The sequence below is a fragment of the Acidiluteibacter ferrifornacis genome (assembly GCF_009909615.1).
In the GTDB taxonomy this organism is placed as follows: domain Bacteria; phylum Bacteroidota; class Bacteroidia; order Flavobacteriales_E; family Vicingaceae; genus Acidiluteibacter; species Acidiluteibacter ferrifornacis.
In genome coordinates, this window is sequence record NZ_WWNE01000004.1 from 90,999 (window position 1) to 113,204 (window position 22,206).

At 35.6% G+C, this 22,206-nt stretch carries 21 protein-coding genes; 13 read left to right on the top strand and 8 right to left on the bottom strand.

The features are described 5' to 3' along the window. Nucleotides 1-5: 5 nt before the first annotated feature. The gene (locus tag GQN54_RS03385) at nt 6-1,433 is read right to left on the bottom strand and encodes a BamA/TamA family outer membrane protein (protein ID WP_160632002.1); all 1,428 of its coding nucleotides are present in this window, start codon (nt 1,431-1,433) and stop codon (nt 6-8) included. Then, the gene (locus tag GQN54_RS03390) at nt 1,434-2,096 is read right to left on the bottom strand and encodes a CBS domain-containing protein (protein ID WP_160632004.1); all 663 of its coding nucleotides are present in this window, start codon (nt 2,094-2,096) and stop codon (nt 1,434-1,436) included. A gap of 88 nt (nt 2,097-2,184) precedes the next feature. Between GQN54_RS03390 and GQN54_RS03395 the strand changes: the two genes are divergently transcribed. The 5 genes from GQN54_RS03395 (at nt 2,185) to GQN54_RS03415 (ending at nt 6,229) form a co-directional block, all read left to right on the top strand. Next, nucleotides 2,185-2,916, top strand: a complete 732-nt coding sequence (locus GQN54_RS03395; RefSeq protein ID WP_160632006.1) for a pyridoxine 5'-phosphate synthase — start codon at nt 2,185-2,187, stop codon at nt 2,914-2,916. Nucleotides 2,917-2,923: 7 nt separating this feature from the next. After that, nucleotides 2,924-3,691 (top strand): alpha/beta fold hydrolase, encoded by a 768-nt coding sequence (locus tag GQN54_RS03400; RefSeq protein ID WP_160632008.1) that lies wholly within the window; start codon nt 2,924-2,926, stop codon nt 3,689-3,691. A gap of 67 nt (nt 3,692-3,758) precedes the next feature. Beyond that, entirely contained in the window at nt 3,759-4,496 is a 738-nt protein-coding gene (locus tag GQN54_RS03405) for a polyprenol monophosphomannose synthase (RefSeq protein ID WP_160632010.1), read from the top strand. After that, nucleotides 4,496-5,836, top strand: a complete 1,341-nt coding sequence (locus GQN54_RS03410; RefSeq protein WP_160632014.1) for a dihydroorotase — start codon at nt 4,496-4,498, stop codon at nt 5,834-5,836. Before GQN54_RS03405 ends, GQN54_RS03410 begins: the two co-directional genes overlap by 1 nt. After that, on the top strand, nt 5,837-6,229 hold the full coding sequence (locus GQN54_RS03415) for a DUF4296 domain-containing protein (protein WP_160632016.1): 393 nt from the start codon (nt 5,837-5,839) through the stop codon (nt 6,227-6,229). It abuts the gene before it with no gap. On the opposite strand, the gene GQN54_RS03420 is transcribed toward GQN54_RS03415, so the two are convergent. Next, complete coding sequence (locus tag GQN54_RS03420) at nt 6,206-7,222, bottom strand: NAD-dependent epimerase/dehydratase family protein (protein WP_160632017.1); 1,017 nt, start codon at nt 7,220-7,222, stop codon at nt 6,206-6,208. The genes GQN54_RS03415 and GQN54_RS03420 overlap by 24 nt on opposite strands. Nucleotides 7,223-7,329: 107 nt before the next feature. On the opposite strand from GQN54_RS03420, the gene tyrS reads away from it, so the two are divergent. Next, complete coding sequence (gene tyrS, locus GQN54_RS03425) at nt 7,330-8,619, top strand: tyrosine--tRNA ligase (RefSeq protein WP_160632019.1); 1,290 nt, start codon at nt 7,330-7,332, stop codon at nt 8,617-8,619. Beyond that, on the top strand, nt 8,620-9,324 hold the full coding sequence (locus tag GQN54_RS03430) for a hypothetical protein (RefSeq protein ID WP_160632021.1): 705 nt from the start codon (nt 8,620-8,622) through the stop codon (nt 9,322-9,324). Here the strand turns inward: GQN54_RS03430 and GQN54_RS03435 are convergent, their stop codons facing one another. Then, complete coding sequence (locus tag GQN54_RS03435) at nt 9,325-10,299, bottom strand: LuxE/PaaK family acyltransferase (RefSeq protein WP_207554806.1); 975 nt, start codon at nt 10,297-10,299, stop codon at nt 9,325-9,327. 90 nt (nt 10,300-10,389) lie between these two features. Between GQN54_RS03435 and GQN54_RS03440 the strand changes: the two genes are divergently transcribed. Next, nucleotides 10,390-10,860 carry a hypothetical protein gene (locus GQN54_RS03440; RefSeq protein WP_160632023.1) on the top strand — a complete coding sequence of 157 codons (471 nt, stop codon included), beginning with the start codon at nt 10,390-10,392 and terminating at the stop codon, nt 10,858-10,860. Here the strand turns inward: GQN54_RS03440 and GQN54_RS03445 are convergent, their stop codons facing one another. Beyond that, nucleotides 10,861-12,561, bottom strand: a complete 1,701-nt coding sequence (locus GQN54_RS03445; protein WP_160632025.1) for a Na/Pi cotransporter family protein — start codon at nt 12,559-12,561, stop codon at nt 10,861-10,863. A 300-nt stretch (nt 12,562-12,861) separates the two neighbouring features. Between GQN54_RS03445 and GQN54_RS03450 the strand changes: the two genes are divergently transcribed. Continuing rightward, entirely contained in the window at nt 12,862-13,554 is a 693-nt protein-coding gene (locus tag GQN54_RS03450) for a response regulator transcription factor (RefSeq protein ID WP_160632027.1), read from the top strand. Here the strand turns inward: GQN54_RS03450 and GQN54_RS03455 are convergent. Continuing rightward, nucleotides 13,551-14,249 carry an SDR family oxidoreductase gene (locus tag GQN54_RS03455; protein WP_160632029.1) on the bottom strand — a complete coding sequence of 233 codons (699 nt, stop codon included), beginning with the start codon at nt 14,247-14,249 and terminating at the stop codon, nt 13,551-13,553. The two genes, GQN54_RS03450 and GQN54_RS03455, sit on opposite strands and share 4 nt — an antisense overlap. A 42-nt stretch (nt 14,250-14,291) precedes the next feature. On the opposite strand from GQN54_RS03455, the gene GQN54_RS03460 reads away from it, so the two are divergent. Beyond that, nucleotides 14,292-15,386, top strand: a complete 1,095-nt coding sequence (locus GQN54_RS03460) for a glycosyltransferase (RefSeq protein ID WP_160632031.1) — start codon at nt 14,292-14,294, stop codon at nt 15,384-15,386. On the opposite strand, the gene GQN54_RS03465 is transcribed toward GQN54_RS03460, so the two are convergent. Next, a complete protein-coding gene (locus tag GQN54_RS03465; RefSeq protein ID WP_160632033.1) occupies nt 15,374-17,866 on the bottom strand; it encodes a bifunctional UDP-N-acetylmuramoyl-tripeptide:D-alanyl-D-alanine ligase/alanine racemase in 2,493 nt (830 codons plus the stop codon). The genes GQN54_RS03460 and GQN54_RS03465 overlap by 13 nt on opposite strands. A 12-nt stretch (nt 17,867-17,878) precedes the next feature. Next, nucleotides 17,879-18,472: a thymidine kinase gene (locus tag GQN54_RS03470; RefSeq protein WP_160632035.1), complete on the bottom strand. Its 594-nt coding sequence runs from the start codon at nt 18,470-18,472 to the stop codon at nt 17,879-17,881. A gap of 87 nt (nt 18,473-18,559) precedes the next feature. On the opposite strand from GQN54_RS03470, the gene GQN54_RS03475 reads away from it, so the two are divergent. The 3 genes from GQN54_RS03475 to GQN54_RS03485 all read left to right on the top strand — a co-directional run bounded on the left by GQN54_RS03475 (nt 18,560) and on the right by GQN54_RS03485 (nt 22,205). Further along, on the top strand, nt 18,560-19,339 hold the full coding sequence (locus GQN54_RS03475; protein WP_160632037.1) for a hypothetical protein: 780 nt from the start codon (nt 18,560-18,562) through the stop codon (nt 19,337-19,339). Nucleotides 19,340-19,456: 117 nt separating this feature from the next. Next, the gene (locus GQN54_RS03480; RefSeq protein WP_160632038.1) at nt 19,457-20,902 is read left to right on the top strand and encodes a TolC family protein; all 1,446 of its coding nucleotides are present in this window, start codon (nt 19,457-19,459) and stop codon (nt 20,900-20,902) included. Between the two features lie 4 nt (nt 20,903-20,906). After that, nucleotides 20,907-22,205: an efflux RND transporter periplasmic adaptor subunit gene (locus GQN54_RS03485; protein WP_160632041.1), complete on the top strand. Its 1,299-nt coding sequence runs from the start codon at nt 20,907-20,909 to the stop codon at nt 22,203-22,205. Nucleotide 22,206: the final 1 nt, after the last annotated feature.

The window sequence follows — 22,206 nt, forward strand, 5'->3', positions numbered from 1 at the left end:
ATTGCTTATATTGGTGCTACAAAGTGAATAAATAATCCCGACTCTCCCAATTTATTAAATGAAAATTCTGTTCGCAACACCAAATCATAATATGTTACAAAATCTAAAGATATCCCAGATCCGAAGAGCCATGTATTTGCCAAGTTATTAGAAGGGTACCCAATTCGATCATCAACATAACCTAAATCTGAGAATATACTGGAGTAAATAGCGAAGTGCATTTTACTAAATTTATCACTAGGTATAAATCCAATCCTATAAACTCGTGGCTGTAATAAGCTAAATCTAAATTGTAGTTTCGCTAATCCGACATTTTGTCCATCGATGACATAGTATTCGTATCCTCTTACACCTACGCCATACCCTATTCCATTTTCTAAAAAGTAAGGGGTCTTTTTATTGTAGGAAAAAGTAGATGAGAGGGACCCTGCTAAAGAAAATCGGTCTGATAATTTACCGAATTTTTTAACTTGTAATGTCGTATTGATGTAATTCATTGAATGATCAAAAACTCCAAGTCCTATTTTTTGAATGTTAGCAGATAAATAATGTCCGCTTAAAGGGTAGTTTTTGGAATCTCTTCTATCTCGAGTAAAGTTGTAAGATAGTGTTAAAAATTCATTCCTGTTTTTATTTTCAGATAAGTAATCAGGATTAAGGTTAACTACGGTGTCTGTAACATGAATGTTATTGTAATTTAGTATAAGTGTATGTTTGTTGAAAATTTTCTTTCGATAATGGATAGCTGCTCCATAGGTTTGATTTTTATACAAATAATCGTCTTCATCTCTAACTTGAAGACGTTTATTGTTGGAGCTGATATAGGCAATCTCATGTCTTCTAAGAAAACTCGAAGATAGATTAAGTCCAATGGTTTTCTTTTTATTGATGTACGGTATGGAGTATGAAAGTTTTATTCGTTCTCTAAAGCCGAGTTGAAATGTGAAACGCATGGTCTCATCTCTTCCCCCAATATTTCTCTGAGTTAAGTATATTCCATAATTGATCCGGTTCCAATCTTTAGTTTCAAACCAAGTGTTGAAATTGGTGTCATCAATTTCCAGTATAGGAAATGGGAAAAAATACCACCTTTCATTTACAATAACATAAATGGATATTTGATTTTTTTCTTCCACCAAATTGATAGAAGCAAAATGAAAAAGAGTTGTGTTAAGAATGTTTTTCCTTGCTTGTTCTAGTTCTTTGGTTAATTTCTTTCCGGATAAGGTGTCACCCTTTTTTACTGGAATTTCTCTCAGAATGATATAGTCCCTAGTCTTTTTATTGCCTATTAAAACTATGGAGTTGATTACATAAGTTTGATTGGTGTCTAACTGAACACTATCTGTTTTTAGTTCGTTCAATTCAGTGGCTTGTCCATAGGTAAACTGAAAACAGCACGATAGTATTATGAGAAGAAGAAATTGCTTCATTTATATGTTTAAGTAATGCATAAATGCATCATATCGCTGTCGGAGCTCGTCATCAGCACTACTTTTATGGAAGGAGGCCACAATGGTATATTGGTATCTATTGAAAGTTTGAAGGATTCCGCTAAGGTCTTCTTGGTTTGTTTTTATAGTAACTTCCAGTTTAGTAGAATCTGGAACTTGGGTGATATAGCTACTTAATATCTTAGCATCATTGCTTTCTATAATGTTTGCAATTTCTATCATTGAGTAATCGTTGCTATTGAGCTCTAATTCCACTATTCCTCCTGGTTCATCAATTGCCGCAATATGTGAAATTCTATCAATCAACTTTGATAGCGTTATTGTTCCCAAGTAATTGTTTTGAGCATCAAGCACAGGAATAAGACTAAGTTTTAGTTCGCTTACTTTTCCTATTACTGCGTAAATGTGCTCATGAGCATAAACCATGGGCTTTTCAATAGATAGTTCGTGATTTCCTAATGCTTCTTTTGGGGTGTTAGCATCAAGAATGTCATTTTCAGTAACTAAACCTAAGAATTCATTGTGGTTTACAATTGGCAGTTCATTTACTTTAAATTCTTCCATCCATAGTAACGCCTTTTCTCCAGTGTCTGAAGTTTTTAATGGAGGAATTTCGTCTGTGATCAAATCTATTGCTAGCATAATATCAATTCAGTTGCAACCAAGCTAAAATACTAAGTATATAACCCTTAATTTTGTAGTTATAATAATACAATATTACTATTAATCCATGACCCGTTTAAGTGTAAATATTAATAAAATTGCCACCCTAAGAAATGCAAGAGGTGGAAATGTGCCTGATTTAATACAAGTTGCGAAAGATTGTGAGCGTTTTGGTGCCCAAGGAATCACCGTTCATCCACGCCCTGACCAACGTCATATACGTTATAATGATGTTTTGGAATTAAAAAAGGTAGTCACTACTGAGTTTAATGTGGAAGGGTATCCGACTTCTTCATTTATTGATTTAGTATTAAAAACTAAACCTGATCAAGTGACCTTGGTTCCCGATCCGCCCGAGGCTTTGACTTCTAGTGAAGGATGGGATACTCTAAAAGAGGGCGATTTTTTGAGAGAGGTAATTTCTGAGTTAAATCGAAATAATATCCGAACCAGTATTTTCGTGGACACCAATTTAAAAAATATAGAACATGCTGCAAATACGTTTACAGAACGAATAGAATTTTATACCGGTCCATACGCAGAGCAATTTCCTCATCATCCAAATGAAGCAATAGCGCCTTATATAGAGGCAGCGAATTTGGCAAACAATTTAGGATTGGGAATTAATGCGGGGCACGATCTGGATACGAATAATTTGCATTTTTTTAGAGCCAATATAAAGGGGCTTTTAGAGGTCTCCATCGGACATGCGTTGATTTCAGATGCGTTATACTGGGGATTAGAAAAAACCATTCAAACTTATTTGGCAGAATTAAATTTTTCACATCAAGACATCTAAATTTTAAATGGAGTTAAATTTTAAAAAGATTGGAGATACTGGAGAACATTTAATTATTCTTCATGGCCTATTTGGTTCATTAGATAACTGGCTAACACTAGGGAAATATTTGTCACAAGATTATCAAGTATGGCTAGTAGATCAAAGAAATCACGGTCAATCACCGCATAGCGAAGAGTTTGATTATTTAGTGCTGGCTAGGGATCTAAGTGAATTTATTGAAACCCATCAGATTAAAAACCCATTTGTTTTAGGGCATAGTATGGGTGGAAAGACGGTGATGCATTTTGCTACCCAATATCCAAAATTGGTACAAAAATTAATAGTAGTCGATATTGCTCCAGTTAGTTATCCGGTTCATCATGAAGCTATTTTAAAAGCCATGAATCAAGTTGACTTTTCTAAAATAAATAGGAGAGGGGATGTAGATGAAATTTTGGCGGAAGGTATAGAAGAAGCGTCTGTACGTCAATTTTTACTAAAAAATATTTACTGGAAAACTAAAACTGAACTAGCTTGGAGGTTTAATCTTCCTGTATTAACTAAGACAATTGAAGAAATAAGTGCAGGTGTTAGAATTGAGGGTGCTTACGATGGTGAAACACTTTTTATAGCAGGAGGGACTTCTAATTATATTACTGAGCAATATCATTCAAAAATATTTGAATATTTTCCTAAAGCTACCATAAAAACAATCGCTCACGCAGGACATTGGGTGCATGCGGAAGCTCCAGAAGAATTCATAACAATAGTTAAAGATTTTATGGAGAAATAGTAGTAAATTAGGACAAAACCATTTTATTGTTATTTTTGGTTATTCAACCCGTTAAGCGCGCAAAAATATGTCGGATAGTTTAGTTGTAATCCCCACCTACAACGAGAAGGAAAATATTGAGAAAATCATTCGTAAAGTATTTTCTCTTTCTAAAGACTTTCACGTGCTAATCGTTGATGACGGATCTCCCGATGGAACAGCAACAATAGTAAAACGCTTACAGGCAGAATTCCTTAATCGATTGTTTATTGAGGAGAGAACTGGGAAGTTGGGTTTAGGTACTGCTTATATCCATTCTTTTCATTGGGGCCTTGCTAGAGACTATGAGTTCATTTTTGAGATGGATGCTGACTTTTCGCATAATCCTGAAGATCTGGTCAACTTGTATAATCATGCGATAGAAACGTCAGCAGACTTAGTGATTGGTAGTCGTTATGTTAAAGGGGTGAATGTAGTTAACTGGCCTATAGGTAGGGTGTTAATGTCATACTACGCCTCTGTTTATGTGCGATTAATTACTTCTATGCCTATTCATGATTCCACTGCAGGATTTGTTTGTTACCGAAGAAAAGTGTTGGAGACTATCGGGATTGATAATATTTCTTTTAAAGGATATGCCTTCCAAATTGAAATGAAATTCAAAACTTGGAAACATGGTTTTAAAATCGAAGAATTCCCTATCATTTTTACGGATCGAAGAGAAGGAAACTCTAAAATGAGTGGTGGAATTTTTAAAGAGGCGCTTTTCGGAGTGATTCAGATGAAAATCAAAAGTTGGTTTACAAATTATAAAAAAGCGGCCTAATGGCGAATACGATTTTAATAAAAAATGCGACAATTGTTAATGAAGGAAAACAATTTGTTGGACATGTCTTAATAGAAGGAGATAAAATTAAAACGGTATCAGAAACGGAAATTGCAATAAAAGCCAACCGAGAAATTGACGCTACTGGAAAACTCTTAATTCCTGGAATGATAGATGATCAGGTTCATTTTAGGGAGCCTGGTTTGACTCACAAGGCTGAAATTAAAACAGAAGCTAGAGCTGCTGTTGCTGGTGGAATTACCACTTTTATGGAAATGCCAAATACGGTACCCAATACCTTGACTCAGGAATTGTTGCAAGACAAGTACGACATTGCTGCTGCTAATTCTGTTGCAAACTACTCCTTTTTTATGGGAGCTTCTAATGACAATTTAAAAGAGGTGTTAAAAACTGACCCCAGGAAAGTGTGTGGGGTTAAAGTGTTTATGGGCTCCTCAACTGGAAATATGCTAGTTGATAGTAAAGAGGTGTTAAATCATTTATTCCAAGAATGTGGAATGCTTATCGCTACTCATTGCGAGGATGAGGCAACCATACGTGCGAATACCGAGTATTATAGGAATTTGTATGGAGAAGATTTACCAATGAAAATGCATCCTGTTATTCGAAGCGTTGAAGCATGTTATAAATCTTCTTCAATGGCAATTGATTTGGCCGAAAAGTATAATACCCGCTTACATATTTTACATATTTCTACAGCCAAGGAAACTGAACTCTTTAGGAATGACATTCCTTTAAGTGAAAAAAGAATTACCGCAGAAGCTTGTGTACATCATTTGTGGTTTTCAGACGAAGATTACGAACGATATGGATCGAATATTAAGTGGAATCCTGCTGTTAAGACGGCAAAAGATCGTGACGCAATATGGAAAGCGGTCAATGATAATCGCATTGATATTATAGCAACTGATCACGCTCCTCATACTAAAGAAGAGAAGGCAAATAGCTATTTCAAAGCTCCCTCTGGAGGTCCATTAGTTCAACATGCTTTGGTGGCGTTATTAGAACAATATAAAAATGGGAGAATTACACTAGAGCATTTAGTTTATAAAACAAGTCATGCGCCAGCAGAGTGTTTTCAAATAGAAAAACGAGGATATATTCGAGAAGGGTATTTTGCAGATTTAGTGTTGATTAATCTGGATAGTTCTTGGGAGGTTAACTCGTCAAATATTTTAAGTAAATGCCAATGGTCCCCATTCGAAGGAACCACTTTTAGTTCTTCTATTGATACAACCTTTGTGAGCGGTGAAATCGCTTATGAAAATGGGCGAGTTAATACTTCTGTTAGAGGTCAACGATTAACCTTTGAGCGATAAATGAGAAATGATTTAGTTGCTTTTTTCTTGTTGATTTTATGTTTTGGTTGCGAATCCTCTGATAAGTTGCCTCAATTCGTTGTTTCTAAAGATGAAATGATTGAGATTATAACAGATGTACAGATCGCAGAATCATACATTAAGTTAAAGTTTGCAGTTCGAAACGATAGTGTTCAGCTCACAGATAGTATTTATAATGCTATCTACAGGAAGCATAATTTGACAAAAGAAGCCTATGATAGTAGTTTTTCTTATTACGTTAATAGGCCTGAAATTCTGCAAGAAATATACGAAGCTGCTATCATAAACCTTAGTACACTGGATGCTAAGAACGAAGGGGAAAAACAAAAAAAACAAGTTCGTGATACTTTACCGGTGAACCCGGCTATCTGATAAGTATAATTCAGCAGTTTCTTGAATTGCCTTCCCTAAGTCGCTATAGGTATGATTCAGTTGATTGACTGATTTGTTATTATTAAAAGATTTGTTGCTGAAAGCAGCTTCAAGGCTTTCTTTAGTTAAAACTGGGGCTTTCCCATTTAAACTCGTTTTTATCTTATCTAATAGTTGGACCAGCTTGCCTTGCCATCGTTTGGCTTTTTTAGAGGGAGCTTTTTTTCCAATTCCTTTCGCAATTTGGGTAAATAGTTCTTGAAAACTAAGGTTAGCGCCATTCGCTATAAATCGTTGATTGACTTCTCGATGTTCTACTAGTTTGATTAATAATTGAGCAACGTCACTTATGGCAACAAAACCATTTGACCCTGGGCTATAGTAATTTAAACCTTCATTAATTCTTCTGAAAAGGGCAGGACTGCCATTGTTCCAATCGCCAGGACCTATAATCGTGGAAGGGTTTAAAACTAAAACTTCTATCCCTTCTGCAGAGGCTCTCCATACTTCGTTTTCAGCGTAGTGTTTGCTAATGGAATAGTTGGAGGTTTTTTCTGACTTCTCCCAATTGGTAGATTCATCAATTGGGTTTCCTTTTTTATTTTCCCCCAATGCAGCAACTGAACTGACATGAATCAATCGATTGACTCCTGCATCTATCGCGGCATTCACAACATTTGCTGTGCCTTCAATATTGATTTTTTTTAATTTATTCCCATCTTTTGGATTGAAAGAAACATATCCAGCAGAATGAATAATGGTGGTTACCCCTTGAAATGCATCATCCAGAGAAAAAATATCTAATATGTCAGCTTGCCGCCATTCAATGCGATTATAGTAAGCCTCCTTTCCGTAAAACGCAAAAATATGTTTGGTCTTTTTCAGGCTTTCTTCGTTTCTATAAATTGCAGAAATAGGACCTTTCGACTGATTTATAAGTTCTAATAATGTGTGTGCTCCAACTAATCCGCTTCCTCCTGTAACCAAAATCATGTTTCAAATTTAATGATAATAATAGGCAAATCGCTATAAAAAATAGCCGTTGTTTGGCTTGTCATTTATGCATGCTAAAGGTTACATTTGCATAAATTTTTGGAGATATGAATTTCGTCAAGGAACTAGAGTGGAGAGAAATGTTGCATACTTCTATGCCGGGAGTGGAGGAACATTTAAAGGAAGGAATGCGGTCAGCTTATGTTGGAATAGATCCGACAGCAGACTCTTTGCATATAGGTCACTTAGTAAGTGTTATGATGTTGAAACATTTTCAGGCTGCTGGACACCGTCCTATTGCATTGATTGGTGGTGCAACAGGCATGATTGGAGATCCTTCTGGTAAGTCTAAAGAACGAAATTTATTAGATGAGGAAACTCTGAGACACAATCAAGAGAGCATAAAGCAACAACTTGCTAGATTCTTAGACTTTGATTCTGATGCTGAAAATGCGGCTAAAGTGGTCAATAACTTTGATTGGATGAAAGATTTTTCCTTTCTTGGTTTTATACGAGATGTTGGGAAGCACATTACGGTCAATTATATGATGGCCAAAGACTCTGTCAAGAAAAGGTTGACAGCAGAAGATTCGGAAGGGATGTCTTTTACGGAATTTACCTACCAATTGGTTCAAGGATATGACTTTTTGCATTTGTTTAATCATGAAGGTTGTACTTTGCAGATGGGAGGTTCAGACCAATGGGGGAATATCACTACTGGTACAGAAATGATACGTCGAATTGGAAATGGTAAAGCATTTGCAATTACGTGCCCATTGATTACTAAGTCTGACGGTGGAAAATTTGGTAAAACAGAAAGTGGGAATATATGGTTGGATGCTGATAGAACATCTCCTTACGTGTTTTATCAATTCTGGATGAATGTGTCAGATGAGGATGCTGCTAAATATATGCGAATTTTTACTTTGTTTTCTAAGGATGAAATCGAAGAATTAATAAAAAAACACGCAGAAGCCCCACATTTGAGAGCTCTTCAGAGTGCTTTGGCGAAAGATGTTACTATACGGGTTCATTCAGAAGAAGACTACAATAACGCAGTTGCTGCATCTAATATCTTATTTGGGAAATCCACAACACAGGATTTAAAGAAACTTTCAGAAAGGGATTTCTTGTCTATTTTTGAAGGGGTTCCACAATCAGATGTAGATTTGTCGGTTATTAAGGATGGACTTGGGATTATTGAATTGACCGCGGAGAAATCAGATTTGTTTTCTTCGAATGGTGAAGCAAGAAGGATGCTTAAAAGTAATGCGGTTAGTTTAAATAAAGAGAAGGTAGATGAATCTAAGGTTGTTAATTCTGAAGACTTGTTATTTGGTAAATACTTGATTTTACAAAAAGGTAAAAAGAATTACTACTTAATTAGCGTTTCATAAATGAAAGGATTAATTACATTTCTTTTAGTGTCGATGCAATTGGTTTCTTTTGGCCAATTTGACAAAAAAAAGGTGTTGGTAGTGGTTTATGATCGAATTGATTTTAGCACTGATTACAGTCTTAATGAAATTGCAAGGGCTAATTCTATTAGAGGAGATGAAGTATATGATACACTGATTAATTCATTACTGAATGTTTTGGAGGCTATTGATAATGGGAACATTTCTTTTAGTCAGGTTTCAGAAGGTGAATATCAGTTTATACAATCCCAAATTACAAAGGTCGCCATGAAGAAACCATCTAGGCAAGGGGTGGTGCTTGATAACATCTCAAATAAGGAGTTTAATTATTTGTTGTCTAAGAATAGTGCTGATTTTGTATTGTTTATAAATTATTATCAGTTTGAAAAAGTACGTGTTCCTGAAGATGAAAAAGAAGGATTGGTACGAAAATTATTGGAAACACAAAATTCCGGATCAATTGAAGGACGACTCTTTTATAGTAGACATTTATTGGACTTTGAAGTATATACAAAAGATAAAAAGAGGGTAATGGCTAAAGGGCGATATGAACTCCCGATGCCAGGAATAAATGTTAAAAACTACACGTATGAAGGAAAAGATGTCGCCTCGATAAAAATGGGATATCTTCGTTATTCTACTTGGATTGCAAATGAAATAAGCAGCGTAGCAATTTCAAATTAGTTATTCAACTAAAAGATTACAACCTCTAATATCGCTAAGGTCAAATCTGCCTAATATTTCGAATTGTCCATTTTCATGGGACTTGCCTAGGTCTTGTGTTTCAATAAATGAACAGGAATGTATATTGGCCAAATCAATCACATTTACACCACCAGTTTTCCCAAATTTTTCTGTACTAAACGGGTCATTGTGACTTCTAATTATAATTTTCATCCAAGGTGGAGTGTTAAACTTTTCGTCGCTAATGGAATAGGCTTGAGATAACAACTCCGTCATACCATACTCTGAGTGAATGTTTTTGCAGTTTAGCTGCTGCATCAAAATAGCGTGTAACTCTGAACGAATCATTTCTTTTTTTCTTCCCTTCATTCCACCTGTTTCTATAATCGTGATTGCTGAAAAATCAAAATGGAATTGCTCTGCTAAATCCAATAAAGCAAATGAAACTCCGAAGAGGATTACTTTTTCTCCCTTAGAAATAGATTGCTTGATGTTATTAATCATTTCTAAATGGTTGTGCAGATAAAAGCCACTTGAAGGGTTTCCGTTTTGAATCAAGTGATTCACCATGTAAATTAATGAGGAGCCTTCGCGTTCTAGGTATGAAGGCAATAAAGCGAAATAAGTGTATTGATTGATAGGGCCATAAAACATCTCAAATGCTGTCTGAAAACTTCGTTCATAAATAGCTAAGTCGTTCACAAAATGCTTTGAGGTTTGACTTCCGCTTGTTCCACTACTGGTGAATGTGGATTGACAATCGGTGGAATCTGAAATGCGGTGAGTTTTAAAAAACGAGATGGGTAAGAACGGTATCGAATCGATTGATTGGACATTGGTTGGGTTTTTATTCAATAAATTACAATATGCTTTATAGATATCAACGTTTTCATATTGATGGGTAAATACTTTTAAAGCAACTTCCTCGAAGGAGTTAGAAGTGACATTGAATATATCTTCGATTAGCTTTCTCAACCTTATGGTGTTTTCAAAATAGAAAATTACCAATGATTAGCCGCTTAAATCAGTAATTTTAGATTAATTTGGTATTGAAATTTTTAAGTCATGAAGAAAATAGCTGTAGCTGCTGCTTTATTTGCAGTGCTTTTTGGTTGTAAAGAAGATCCTGACTTCCCAAATGTGCCTCAAATTGAAACTGTTTCCTTTCAAATAATAGATGGTGAGGCTTACTGGAAGTTTTCTTTCAAAGATGGGGATGGGAATTTAGGCTCCTCTTTAGAAACAGACACTAATTTCTTCCAATCCATAGTTAATTTATCAAAAGATACTACAATAGCCTTTGTTGGAGAAAGAATCCCTGCAATCGAGATTGTTGGAGGGTCAAAAGGAATAGAAGGAGAGATTACAAAGAGCACAAACCTAGCCCAATTACAATTAATAGGTACAGGGGGATATACTAAGCAGGACACTGTATACTTTACTACTTACATTGTAGATAATGCGGGAAACAGAAGTAATCTCATTCGTACTCCGGCATTTAAAGAGGATCCCATTATAATTTTCTCTAATGAGTAATTATACTTCTCCTGCAACAGCTTCGCTAACATTGATGATATGGTCACCTAATCGCTCTACAGAAGAGAATAAATCATTGTAGATAATTCCACTAGCGAAATTGTATTCTCCAGTCTCAATATTGACTAAGTGCTCTTTTCTAATCTTGTTTCTCAGTTTATTGATTTCTTTCTCTAATTCATTTGCCTTGGCAAGTTGAACTAGATCATAATCTTGTTCTAAATTTTTTACCATCAAATCAGAAGCTTGATCAACTTTATCAAACATCTCTTTTAGATTTTGACGCTGCTCTGGTGTAAACCACACTTTTTTGTCAGACTTTCGTTCAATGGCTTTTGACATTTGGTAACAAACGTCTCCAATTCGCTCTAAGTCATTAATGATGGATAGCATACTTCTAATTCGCTCAGATGCAGAAGAATTTAATTCGCCTTCAGAAACTTTGGCCAAATAGTTAGAAACTTCAGATTCTATTCTATCTGTAATTTCCTCATATTTTTTAATCCTAGCCAATAAATGCTTGAATTCCTTTTTGTCTGTTTCAACCAATAATTTAGGGATAAAACGAATCATTTTTTTAGTCAGCTTACCAAACTTAGCTACTTCTTTTTTTGCTTCTAATATTGCAGCTTCAGTAGTTAACATCATACCGGTTCCAATATATTCCAAATGAAACTCTTCATCCATATCGCCTTTTGAGGGAACCATTTTGGTAACAACTCTAGCAATCAGTGGAACAAATCCTACCATCAATAAAGTATTGATGATGTTAAATACTGTATGGAAAAGCGATAATTGTAATTCCTCTTGACTGCTTCCTATATCTGGGATAGCCGCAGTTAAACCATTTTGAAATGGAACCCAAAGCCATTTTACTAAATCAATAAAAAATGAGAACAATAATATCATCCAGATAACCCCAACAACATTGAAGATAAGATGAGCTCTTGCTGCTCTTTTGGCGTGTACATTTGCTACGATAGCTGCAAGGTTGGCCGTTATCGTAGTTCCAATATTTTCACCTAATACCATTGCTGCTGCTACTTCAAATGTGATGACATCAGTATAAAGTAAAGTGAGAGTCAAGGCCATTGCCGCAGAAGAAGACTGAATGATAATGGTTATAATGGTTCCTACCAAAACGAATAAAATGGTAGATAAAATTCCGTAATCAGTAAAAGTAGCTAGGAAGCTTAGAACTTCAGGGTTTTGATTGAGATCTGGAACCGAATTTTTTAGTGCATCAAGTCCTAGAAATAAAAGGGCAAATCCGATGAGTACTTCAGCAACTGATTTTAGAGTGCTTTTTTTAGCAAACATCATGGGAAAGCCAATCGCAATAATCGGCAAGGCAAAAGAGGAAATTTTAATTTTAAAACCAAAAAAAGCAATCAACCAAGCGGTAACAGTGGTACCTATATTGGCTCCCATAATTACTCCAATAGACTCAACAAGACTAAGTAATCCTGCGTTGGCAAAACTAACTACCATTACCGTGGTTGCAGAAGATGACTGGATCAATAATGTGATTAAAAAGCCAGTGAATACACCCAGAAAACGGTTTCTGGTCATACTGCTTAATATTTGGCGGAGTTTATTTCCTGCAGCTTTTTGTATTCCTTCGCTCATGATTTTCATTCCAAAAATGAAAAAACCCAAAGCTCCTAGCAGATTTAATGATTCTAACAGTCCAAAATCCATATTTGTGTTTTTGTAATGAGCTATTAATTAGTTTTTTAATATTAAAAAGTAGCTCTTTTATTCAAACTTCAAAGAGACCACGTTTTTAATCACTGTGTGTTAATTTAATGTTAAGATATAACATAATCCTTAATATTTATCCAACCGAATTAAAGGACTTCAAATCCTAATTGGAGAATCATTTGGTAGAGTGTTGTGAGTGACTGCTAATGATAACTTTTTATTAATGACACCTTTTAATTATAGTAAAACTAAATTAACGTAAAGAGTAGGATTAAAATATAGGTTTGTAATTGTATTATGAGCAAGTCTGAGTCCTCCATATTAATTGTAAAAAGCCCATTTCATTCCACCACTTCGATTGAAAAATCTCTGGTAGAAGCTGGATTTGAAGTTACCTTTGTAGAAGATCATGAAGATTTATTGAATCAGGCTGTCGCTAAACCACCTGATATTATTTTTATCCCAGTAGAGTTGGCTGAAGGAGATGGGATAGAAATGTGTTATGAGATAAAAAATCATCAGGAATTGAGTTCTGTTTTTGTGGTTTTAATTTCAAAGAAAAAGGAAGATTTTACCCAAATTGCTGGGTTAGATTCTGGGGCAGACGATTTTTTAGTGAGTCCTGTTCAAGCTAGAATATTAGCTTTAAAGTTAAAAGCTTTACTCCGGAGAAAGGGAAATGAAATTGGGCTGCACAACGAAAGGGATGAGTTGAGAACAGAGGACTTTGTTATCGATAGAGAGCGATATGTTGTTATTCAGAACGATCGTGAAATCTATTTACCCAAAAAAGAGTTTGAACTACTTTCTTTGTTATCGGCAAAGCCACAGAAAATTTTTACAAGGCAAGAAATTACGCATTCGGTTTGGGGGATGGGTGCCATTGTTCAAGGTAGAACCATTGATGTTCACATTCGAAAAATTCGAGAAAAAATAGGAAAGCGATATATCCAAACCATAAAAGGTGTAGGCTATAGATTACATGCTTAAAGTGAAGGGTCTAATGGCCGGAAGGTGATTTCTTCTACAAAAGAGTGCTTACTTCCAGCGACACTATTTTTAATAAAATCGGCAATGTCATTTGGTTGAACCATACTTTCCCGATTCGCAGAAATACCGTCCCATGAAGGGGTATTCACAGAGCCTGGATAGATGGCACAAACTTTAATAGAATAGGGACGAAGCTCTTCTCGTAATAAGTCATTCAAAGCTTTCAATGCATGTTTACTGATCGTATAGGCTGCAGCGGTAGTTCTTACTTCTTTGGCTAGAACAGATAATATGTTGAAGATGTATCCTTTCTTTTTCTTTTTAAAAGAAGGAATTAGTGCTTGGCTAATCTCGAAAGCACTCAAAAAGTTTGCATTAAATAATTCTTGAATGGAGTTGGATGATTCATCTTCTAGATTACCAACACTATATTTTCCAAAATTATTCACTAATACATGAATATTTTCTAGATGTGGAGACAGGTTTTTAATCAATTGTGTTCTTGATGCAGAGGATGTTAGATCTCCTGCTATTACATAACATTGATTTCTATACTTTAATTCAATCTCGTTTTTTAATGTCTCTAGGTTTTCTTTGGAAGAAGAAATTGCAATGATGTCATAGCCCTCTTTAGAGAGTGATTCTACAATAGCCTTGCCGATACCTTTTGTTGCTCCAGTAATCAATGCTAACATCTAGCAAAGGTAAATTCTAATTCTTAAATTTGAAACTCGCACATGAAAGTAGATTCTCTTAAGAAACGTATTTTGGTTTGCCCTTTAGATTGGGGCTTGGGTCATGCCTCTCGGTGTATTCCTGTTATTCATGAGTTGGATCGAATGGGATTTGAAGTCGTTATAGCTGCAGATCGAGCTCCGCTCCAATTACTAAAGAATCAATTTCCCGATAAAGAATTTCTTTCCTATCCAGGTCCTGAAATTAAGTATCCTAAACGTATCGGGATGGCTTTATTCATGTTACTTAAAGCGCCAAATTTAATTAGATGGTTAAAAGAGGAGCATTTGTTGTTAGAAAGTTTTATCGATAGTTATCAGATAGATGCTATTATTTCTGACAATAGATACGGTGCCTATTCCGAAAGGATTCCTTCTATTTTGATCACTCATCAGCTCTTTATTCAAGCTCCAATGGGCAAGCGTGCTTTGAAGGCTTTCACTGCTGGAAGAGTAAAAAATTTTCAGGAAACTTGGGTACCTGATTTCGATTCTAAAGATAATCTTTCAGGTAACTTGTCTCATGGAGATACTGACCTAGAAAATGTACATTATATTCAGCCTATTTCAAGATTCTCTGGATTTGCCACAGCCAATCAAAACTATACGAGAGATTTAACTATTGTGTTATCCGGTCCGGAGCCCACTAGAACACAGTTTGAAGAAATTGTTTTAAACCAAATCCAAAATTATGAAGGAAATGTGCTGTTAGTGAGAGGGCTTCCTGAAACTATAAACCCGTTAAGGCTTCAAGCTAATATCGAAGTAAAATCCTTTTTGCCGGCGAAAGAATTAGAAGTTGAAATGGCCAACTCGAAGCATATTGTTTGCAGAAGTGGTTACAGTTCCATAATGGATCTAGCCGCCTTAGGTAAGAATGCTATTTTGGTGCCTACCCCAGGTCAGACGGAACAAGAATACCTTGCTGAAAAGTTAAAATCTGAGAAGAAATATTATTTCGAACATCAACACGAATTTAATTTAATGAGAGCCATAGAGGCTTCTAAAGATTATACTGGAGTAAAATATAAACTAGATAGATCCGACTTAAGAAATAGAATTAAAGCGCTAGCAGATCGGCTTAATCACTCCAAGTAAAAAACGCGTTTCAATCTACTTCCTATATCTGTCAAAACCTCATAGGGTATGGTATTTCTGGCTTTAGCCAAGTCATAAATGGTATTGTTTTCGCCAAAAATGACTACTTCATCGCCTTCTTCAGCTTCTATACCCGTAATGTCTATCATTAACATGTCCATACAAATTGAGCCTATTGTTGGAGCGAGCTTACCGTTCACTTCTATTTGCCAATTGCCATTTCCCAACAGTCTACTAAATCCATCTGCATAGCCTATAGGAATGGTGGCTGTTGTTCCATCTGTTGGCATGACTCCTCGTCGTCCGTAGCCCACTGTCTCTCCTTTCTTTAGGTGTTTAATTTGAGAAATATGTGCTATTAATCTATTGACAGGTTTAAGAATTGCTTTATGTTCTGGAGTGTTGCTAATACCATATAACCCAATACCTAATCGAACCATATCAAATTGTTGATCTGGAAATCTTAAAATTCCACTGGAATTGAGGATGTGTTTTAAGAATGAATATCCAAGCGATCGCTCTATTTTTGCAGTCATTGTATTGAATCGTTCAAATTGAAGCTGCGTAAAGTCATCCTTCTCTTGTTCATCGCTTGCTGCTAAATGAGAAAATACAGAGGCTACTTTGACTTGAGGATTTGCTTTTAAAAGTTCAACTAACTCATCTAACTGTTCTTGTTCAAAACCTAATCGACGCATACCTGTATCCATTTTTAAATGAATTTTAACTGCTTGGTTCGGATCTTGAAAGTAGGTGTTGCGGTCAAGGTTTTCCAAGAAAAGTCTTAAGTTTCTCAAGCTGTATATTTCTGCTTCAAGTTGATGTCTGATTAGGCTGTCGAAGCTTTGTGGTTCAGGATTTAAAACCATTATTGGTAAGGCTATTCCTTGATTGCGTAATGCGATCCCTTCATCGGTATAGGCTACAGCAAGATAGTCAGCACGATAATATTCTAAGATATTTGCGATTTCATGTGTGCCATTTCCATAAGAAAAAGCTTTCACCATTATCATTAGCTTGGTGTTGCTATTCAGAATAGACTTAAAATAATTGAGATTATCAATTAAGTAATTCAAGTTGACCTCTAGTGTAGAGTTATGTCCTTTCTCTTGTAATCTTTCGGTAATTTTTTCAAATTCAAACTTTCGCGCGCCTTTGATCAATATTGCTTCGTTGTAAAATTTGATTTGATCAATAGAATTTAAGAAGCTTATAGTATCAGGGTAGCACTCCGTCGGAATTTGGAATAAATGTTTCTGCGCTTGGATGTTGGGTCCAATACCAATCAGACGGTCTATTTTGTTTCGATTAAGTAAGTCTGAGATTTCTGCATATAGCTTTTCTGTTGACTCAGAATGCTGAAGTATATCAGATAGTATAAGGGTGTGTTGTGGATGTTGTTGCTGTTGTTTTAAATAGGTGATGGCGATTTTAAGAGAGGTAATATCAGAATTATAACTGTCGTTAATTAACGTACAAGAATGAATGCCTTTTTTTAGTTCCAACCGCATTGCAATGGAAGTGAGGGACTTCATTCCTTCTGAGATAATGGCTGTATCTATTGAAAAGGTAAGGCACAATAGCCAAACATGTATTGCGTCCTCCAGCGATGCACTGTCTTTGAAAGGCAGATTGATCTCTACGTCTTCTCCTTTATAAATTCCTTTGATTAATGATTTTTTATTCGAATGGGTGATGGAAGTTATTTGTAAACTCACTGTACTTTTTTCTCTTGACCAAGTGATTAACTCAATAGGTTGGCTAAAAATTGTCTTCGCAATCTGTATATCAATAGCATGATGATCCTTGCAGTAGATTAATTGATTACAGTTTTTAAATAATTGAATCTTCTCTATTATCTGCTTCTCTTGCGATTCGAAATTTTGTGCGTGAGCGTTTCCAATATTGGTGAAAATACCAATGTTGGGTTGAATCATCCGCTCTAGACACTCCATCTCATTTGATTGAGATACTCCTGCTTCAAAAATAGCTAAATCATGGCTACTGGTGAGTTGCCAAACCGACAAAGGAACCCCTACTTGAGAATTATAACTTTTTGGACTTCTACAAATCTGATATACTTCTTTTAAAACTTGAAATGTCCATTCTTTGACAATTGTCTTGCCATTACTTCCTGTAATTCCGATTACTGGAAGCTTGAATTGACTTCTGTGAAAACTTGCAATTTGATGAAGAGCTTTCAATGTGTCAGGTACAACAATAAAATTAGCGTCTTCGTATTGATCGGATATAATCTGAGATCTAGAAATCAAAAATGAACGAACTCCCTTTTGGTAAGCTTCCTCAATGTATTGATGTCCGTCTTGTCGTTGACCAATTAAAGCAACAAACATGGAGTCGGAATACTCTTGTTGCGCACGGCTATCAATTAGTATATGAGTTACTACTGTAGTGACTCCTTCGTGAGTGCCCTTACAAATATTACTCAATTCTATACTACTGTAACCTTTGGGTTTCATATTATTTTGTCTCTATTCTTTCTTGTTCTTAAAATTGTTTTCAAGCGTAAAACAATCCCTACATAGCGGCTGGTAGCTATCGGTTTCACCAAGCATTACAAGTTTGTTGTTGTCTGTGATTCGATGAGAATGGTTGGCCAAATTTCCGCAATTGACACAAATGGCATGAACCTTAGTGACATACTCTGCAGTTGCAAGCAAAGCGGGAATTGGGCCAAATGGCTTTCCAGTATAATCCATATCTAATCCTGCAACAATTACTCTAATGCCATTGTTCGCTAATTGATTGCAAACAGCGACTAATCCCATATCAAAAAACTGGGCTTCATCTATTCCCACAACATCTTCATCATTAATCAATAGTGGGATGTTTGCTGAAGCAGGTACAGGGGTGGAGTGTATTTGATTGTAGTCGTGAGAAACTACTGCAATCTCGTCGTATCGGGTGTCTATCTCTGGTTTAAAAATCTCTACTTTTTGTTTTGCGATTTTTGCGCGTTTTAATCGTCGAATTAATTCTTCGGTTTTTCCAGAAAACATAGAACCACAAATAACTTCTATCCAGCCCTTTTTTTTCTTCGGATTTATTGTGTTTTCAAGAAACATGCAGTCAAATTATATGAGATAATAGCTATTGATTACTTTTGCAAAAGTATCATTAAACTTTTATTTTCTTCAAGATTAAAAACAACTATGGATATTCAAGGTAAGCGTAAGGAATTAACCGCCCTAGTGGACAATATTAAAGAGCATTCTGACCGGTTGACAGTCAGTCATACATTGCCAACCTTAGAATTAAGCGTTCTGTTGTCAAAGATTTCAAAGCTATATGAGGAGATGATTGTGCTCAAACATGAATTGTCTAAAGTTGAATACGACTCAATAGAAAGCCTATTAGAAGTAGAGGGGCAATCTGAATTTTCTGAGCAAGTAGTAGAAAAGGCGAAGCATGCAGAGGAAAGTCGAACTGAAAGAATGGAAAAGACGGTTGAAATTATTGCACCTGAAGAAGGAGAATTTGAAAAAGAAGAAACAAAGACATTTGAATCATTTGTAGAAGATCAAATAGTGGATGAAATAGATGAACCCATTGAAATTCCGAAGGATGAAGAATTGCCTAAAGAAGCAGTTGAAGCTGTAAAAACTCCTACTCCATACGAAGTTGACTTCCAAGACTTAAACACAAAGCTATCAGGTAAGGAGGAGAATAGTGTGGTAGACCAATTACAAAGACAGCCAATATCTGATTTAACGACTGCAATTGGTCTAAATGAGCGATACTTATACTCCAATGAATTGTTTGGAGGCAATATGGAAGACTTTAGAACTGCCTTAAAAGAATTGAATTCTAAATCTAATGCTGAGGAAGCTTTTAATTATTTTAATGGTGATTTGGCCTCAAAATACGCATGGGATTTAGAAAATGAACTAGTCACTTCTTTAAAATTGCTAGTGGCAAGACGATTTAAGTAGAATGCGTTTAAATGGTCTCAATACCATTTAATTTGTCGATTTGCCGATTGTAAAAGTATTCTATGATTACAGCTTTTTTGGACTACTTTTATATTCAGAATTTTAAAATCTTGTTGAATGAAACATCTGAATCATATGCGTTCTGTTGCTGTATTTGTATTGGCTTTTGTGCTAACTTCAACGGTAAACGCCCAAAAAAAATGGACGCTGGAAGAGTGCATTAGCTATGCGGTAGAACAAAATATTTCCATCAAGCGGACCAGTCTTAATCTAGAAAATTCAGCGGTGAATTTGTCTCAGTCTCAGTATGGGCGTTTGCCTTCATTAAACGGATCCGCAAGCAATACCTATAACTTTGGGCAAACAATTGACCCCTTTACTAACCAGTTTGCTACTACAACAGTTCGCTCAAATAGTTTCTTTTTGAACGCACAGGTTACGGTATTCAATGGCTTTCAAACATTAAATACAGTCAAAGCAAATAAAACTGAACTGCAAGCCGCTGAATCGGATCTTCAAAAGATGAAGAATGATATTTCATTGAATGTTGCAAATCTCTACTTACAGATTTTATTCAACAAAGAATTGCTTCGAAACGCTGAGAGCCAACTAGAAGTAACTAAGATTCAAGCTCAGCGAATTGAGAAGTTAGTTGCTGCAGGTAGTCAGCCACAAGGAGCCCAATATGATATTGAAGCGCAGTTAGCTCAAGAAGAATTAAACCGAATCAATGCTAAAAATCAGCTCGACCTATCGCTGTTAAATCTAAGACAATTGTTATTAATCGAATCTTCTGAGGATTTTGAAGTAGTTGAACCTTCTATTGATAATATAGATAAAGGCAAAATGTTGAGTACTCCTGGTGCTATCTACGAAAATTCGTTAACAATAATGCCTGAAGTTAAAAGCTCACAGTATCGACTTGTAGCAGCCGAGCAAACTTTAAAAGCTTCTCGTGGGGCTTATTCGCCAAGAGTTACATTAAGCGGATCATATGGAACAGGTTATTCTGGTGTGAGCCAAGAATTAGTTGGTATTACTGATTTAGGTCTTCAACCCAATGGAGATGTAGTTCAAGGTTCAAACACACCTGTACTGTCTCCAACCACAATTCCTCAGTTTCAAGATAAATCCTTTAATGATCAACTTCGTGATAATATTAATAGCTCTATTGGCGTGAGTTTAACCGTTCCTATATTCAATGGAATGGCAGCAAGAAGTAATGTATCTAGATCTAAAATTAGGTTAGAGCAAGCAGAGCTTGATTTAACAGATACTAAGTTGCAATTGAGACAACAAATAGAATCGGCTTACCTTGATGCAGCAGCAGCCTCAAAGCGTTATGAGTCTGCAAGTGCATCGGTAAAAGCCTTAACAGAGTCCTTTAAATACACACAGGAAAGATTTAATGTTGGATTGTTAAATTCATTCGATTTTAGCAACGAAAAGAATAGACTAATTCAGTCTCAGTCTAATCTCTTACAAGCCAAATATGAATATATATTTAAAACTCAAGTGCTTGAATTTTATCAAGGAAAAACCATTAGTTTAAAGAATTTATAAGAAAATGAAATCGAAGAAAATAATATGGATTTTAGTTGCTGCAGTTTCAGTTTTATTGGTGATTGCTGTTGTAATGAAAAAAGGAAAAGGAATTGAGTATAAAGTGACTGCTGAAAATCCATCTTATAGAACCATTATAGAGACGGTTTCAGCAAGTGGAAGAATCCAACCAGAAGTTGAGGTAATCATTAGTTCTGATGTTTCTGGAGAAATTATTGAAATGGCAGTTAAGGAAGGAGATTATGTAAAGCAGGGCGATTTGCTTTTAAAAATTAACCCGGACTTGGTAGAGTCTGCTTTGGGAAGGGCAGAAGCAGCCGTTAATACCGCTAAAGCAAACTATTCTAGCTCTAAAGCGAGATTAACTCAGTCTAAGTCTCAATTTGTCAACGCTAAGGCTAGTTACGAACGTAATGAGAAGTTATTTAAAGACAAGGTAATTTCTCAAGCTGAATACGATAATGCAAAATCGTCTTTTGAAGTAAGTGAGGCAGAAGTCCTAGCAGCAGAGCAGAGTGCTCAAGCTGCATTGTACAATATAAAAAGTGCAGAAGCAAGTTTAAAGGAAGCTAGGGAGAACTTAGGAAGAACTTCAATATATGCGCCAATGGACGGGACTATCATCAACTTAAGTAAAGAAAAGGGAGAAAGAGTTGTAGGTACAGCTCAAATGGCTGGTACAGAAATTTTAACTGTGGCTAACCTATCTACCATGGAGGTTGATGTGGATGTCAATGAAAATGATATTGTTCGTGTAAGTAGAGAAGATACGGTGCTTATTGAAGTAGATGCTTATCTAGATCGGAAGTTCAAAGGTGTAGTTACGGAAATAGCTAATTCCGCCAATACAGTAGGATCAAGTATAGATCAAGTGACCAATTTTGATGTAAAAATTAGAATACTTAGTAATAGTTATTCAGACTTAATTCAAAATGCCGATTCAAACTCCTCACCTTTTCGACCCGGTATGTCTGCTAATGTGGAGATTCAAACCAAACGAGCAAACAATGTTCTTTCGCTTCCTATCCAATCTGTTACTACAAGAGAGGATTCAACAAAGGAGGATAAAAATGGAGATAAAGAACTGGTAGAGTGTATTTTCGTAATAAAAAATGGAGAAGCCATTCAAATGAATGTGAAAACAGGAATTCAAGACACAAAATACATTCAAATAAAGTCAGAACTAGATGAAAACGCTGATGTTATTACAGGACCTTACACCGCTATTTCTAAGTCATTAAAGAATAAAAGTAAGGTAAGGAAGGTTTCAAAAGAGCAACTTTTTGAACGAAAGGAAGATTAAT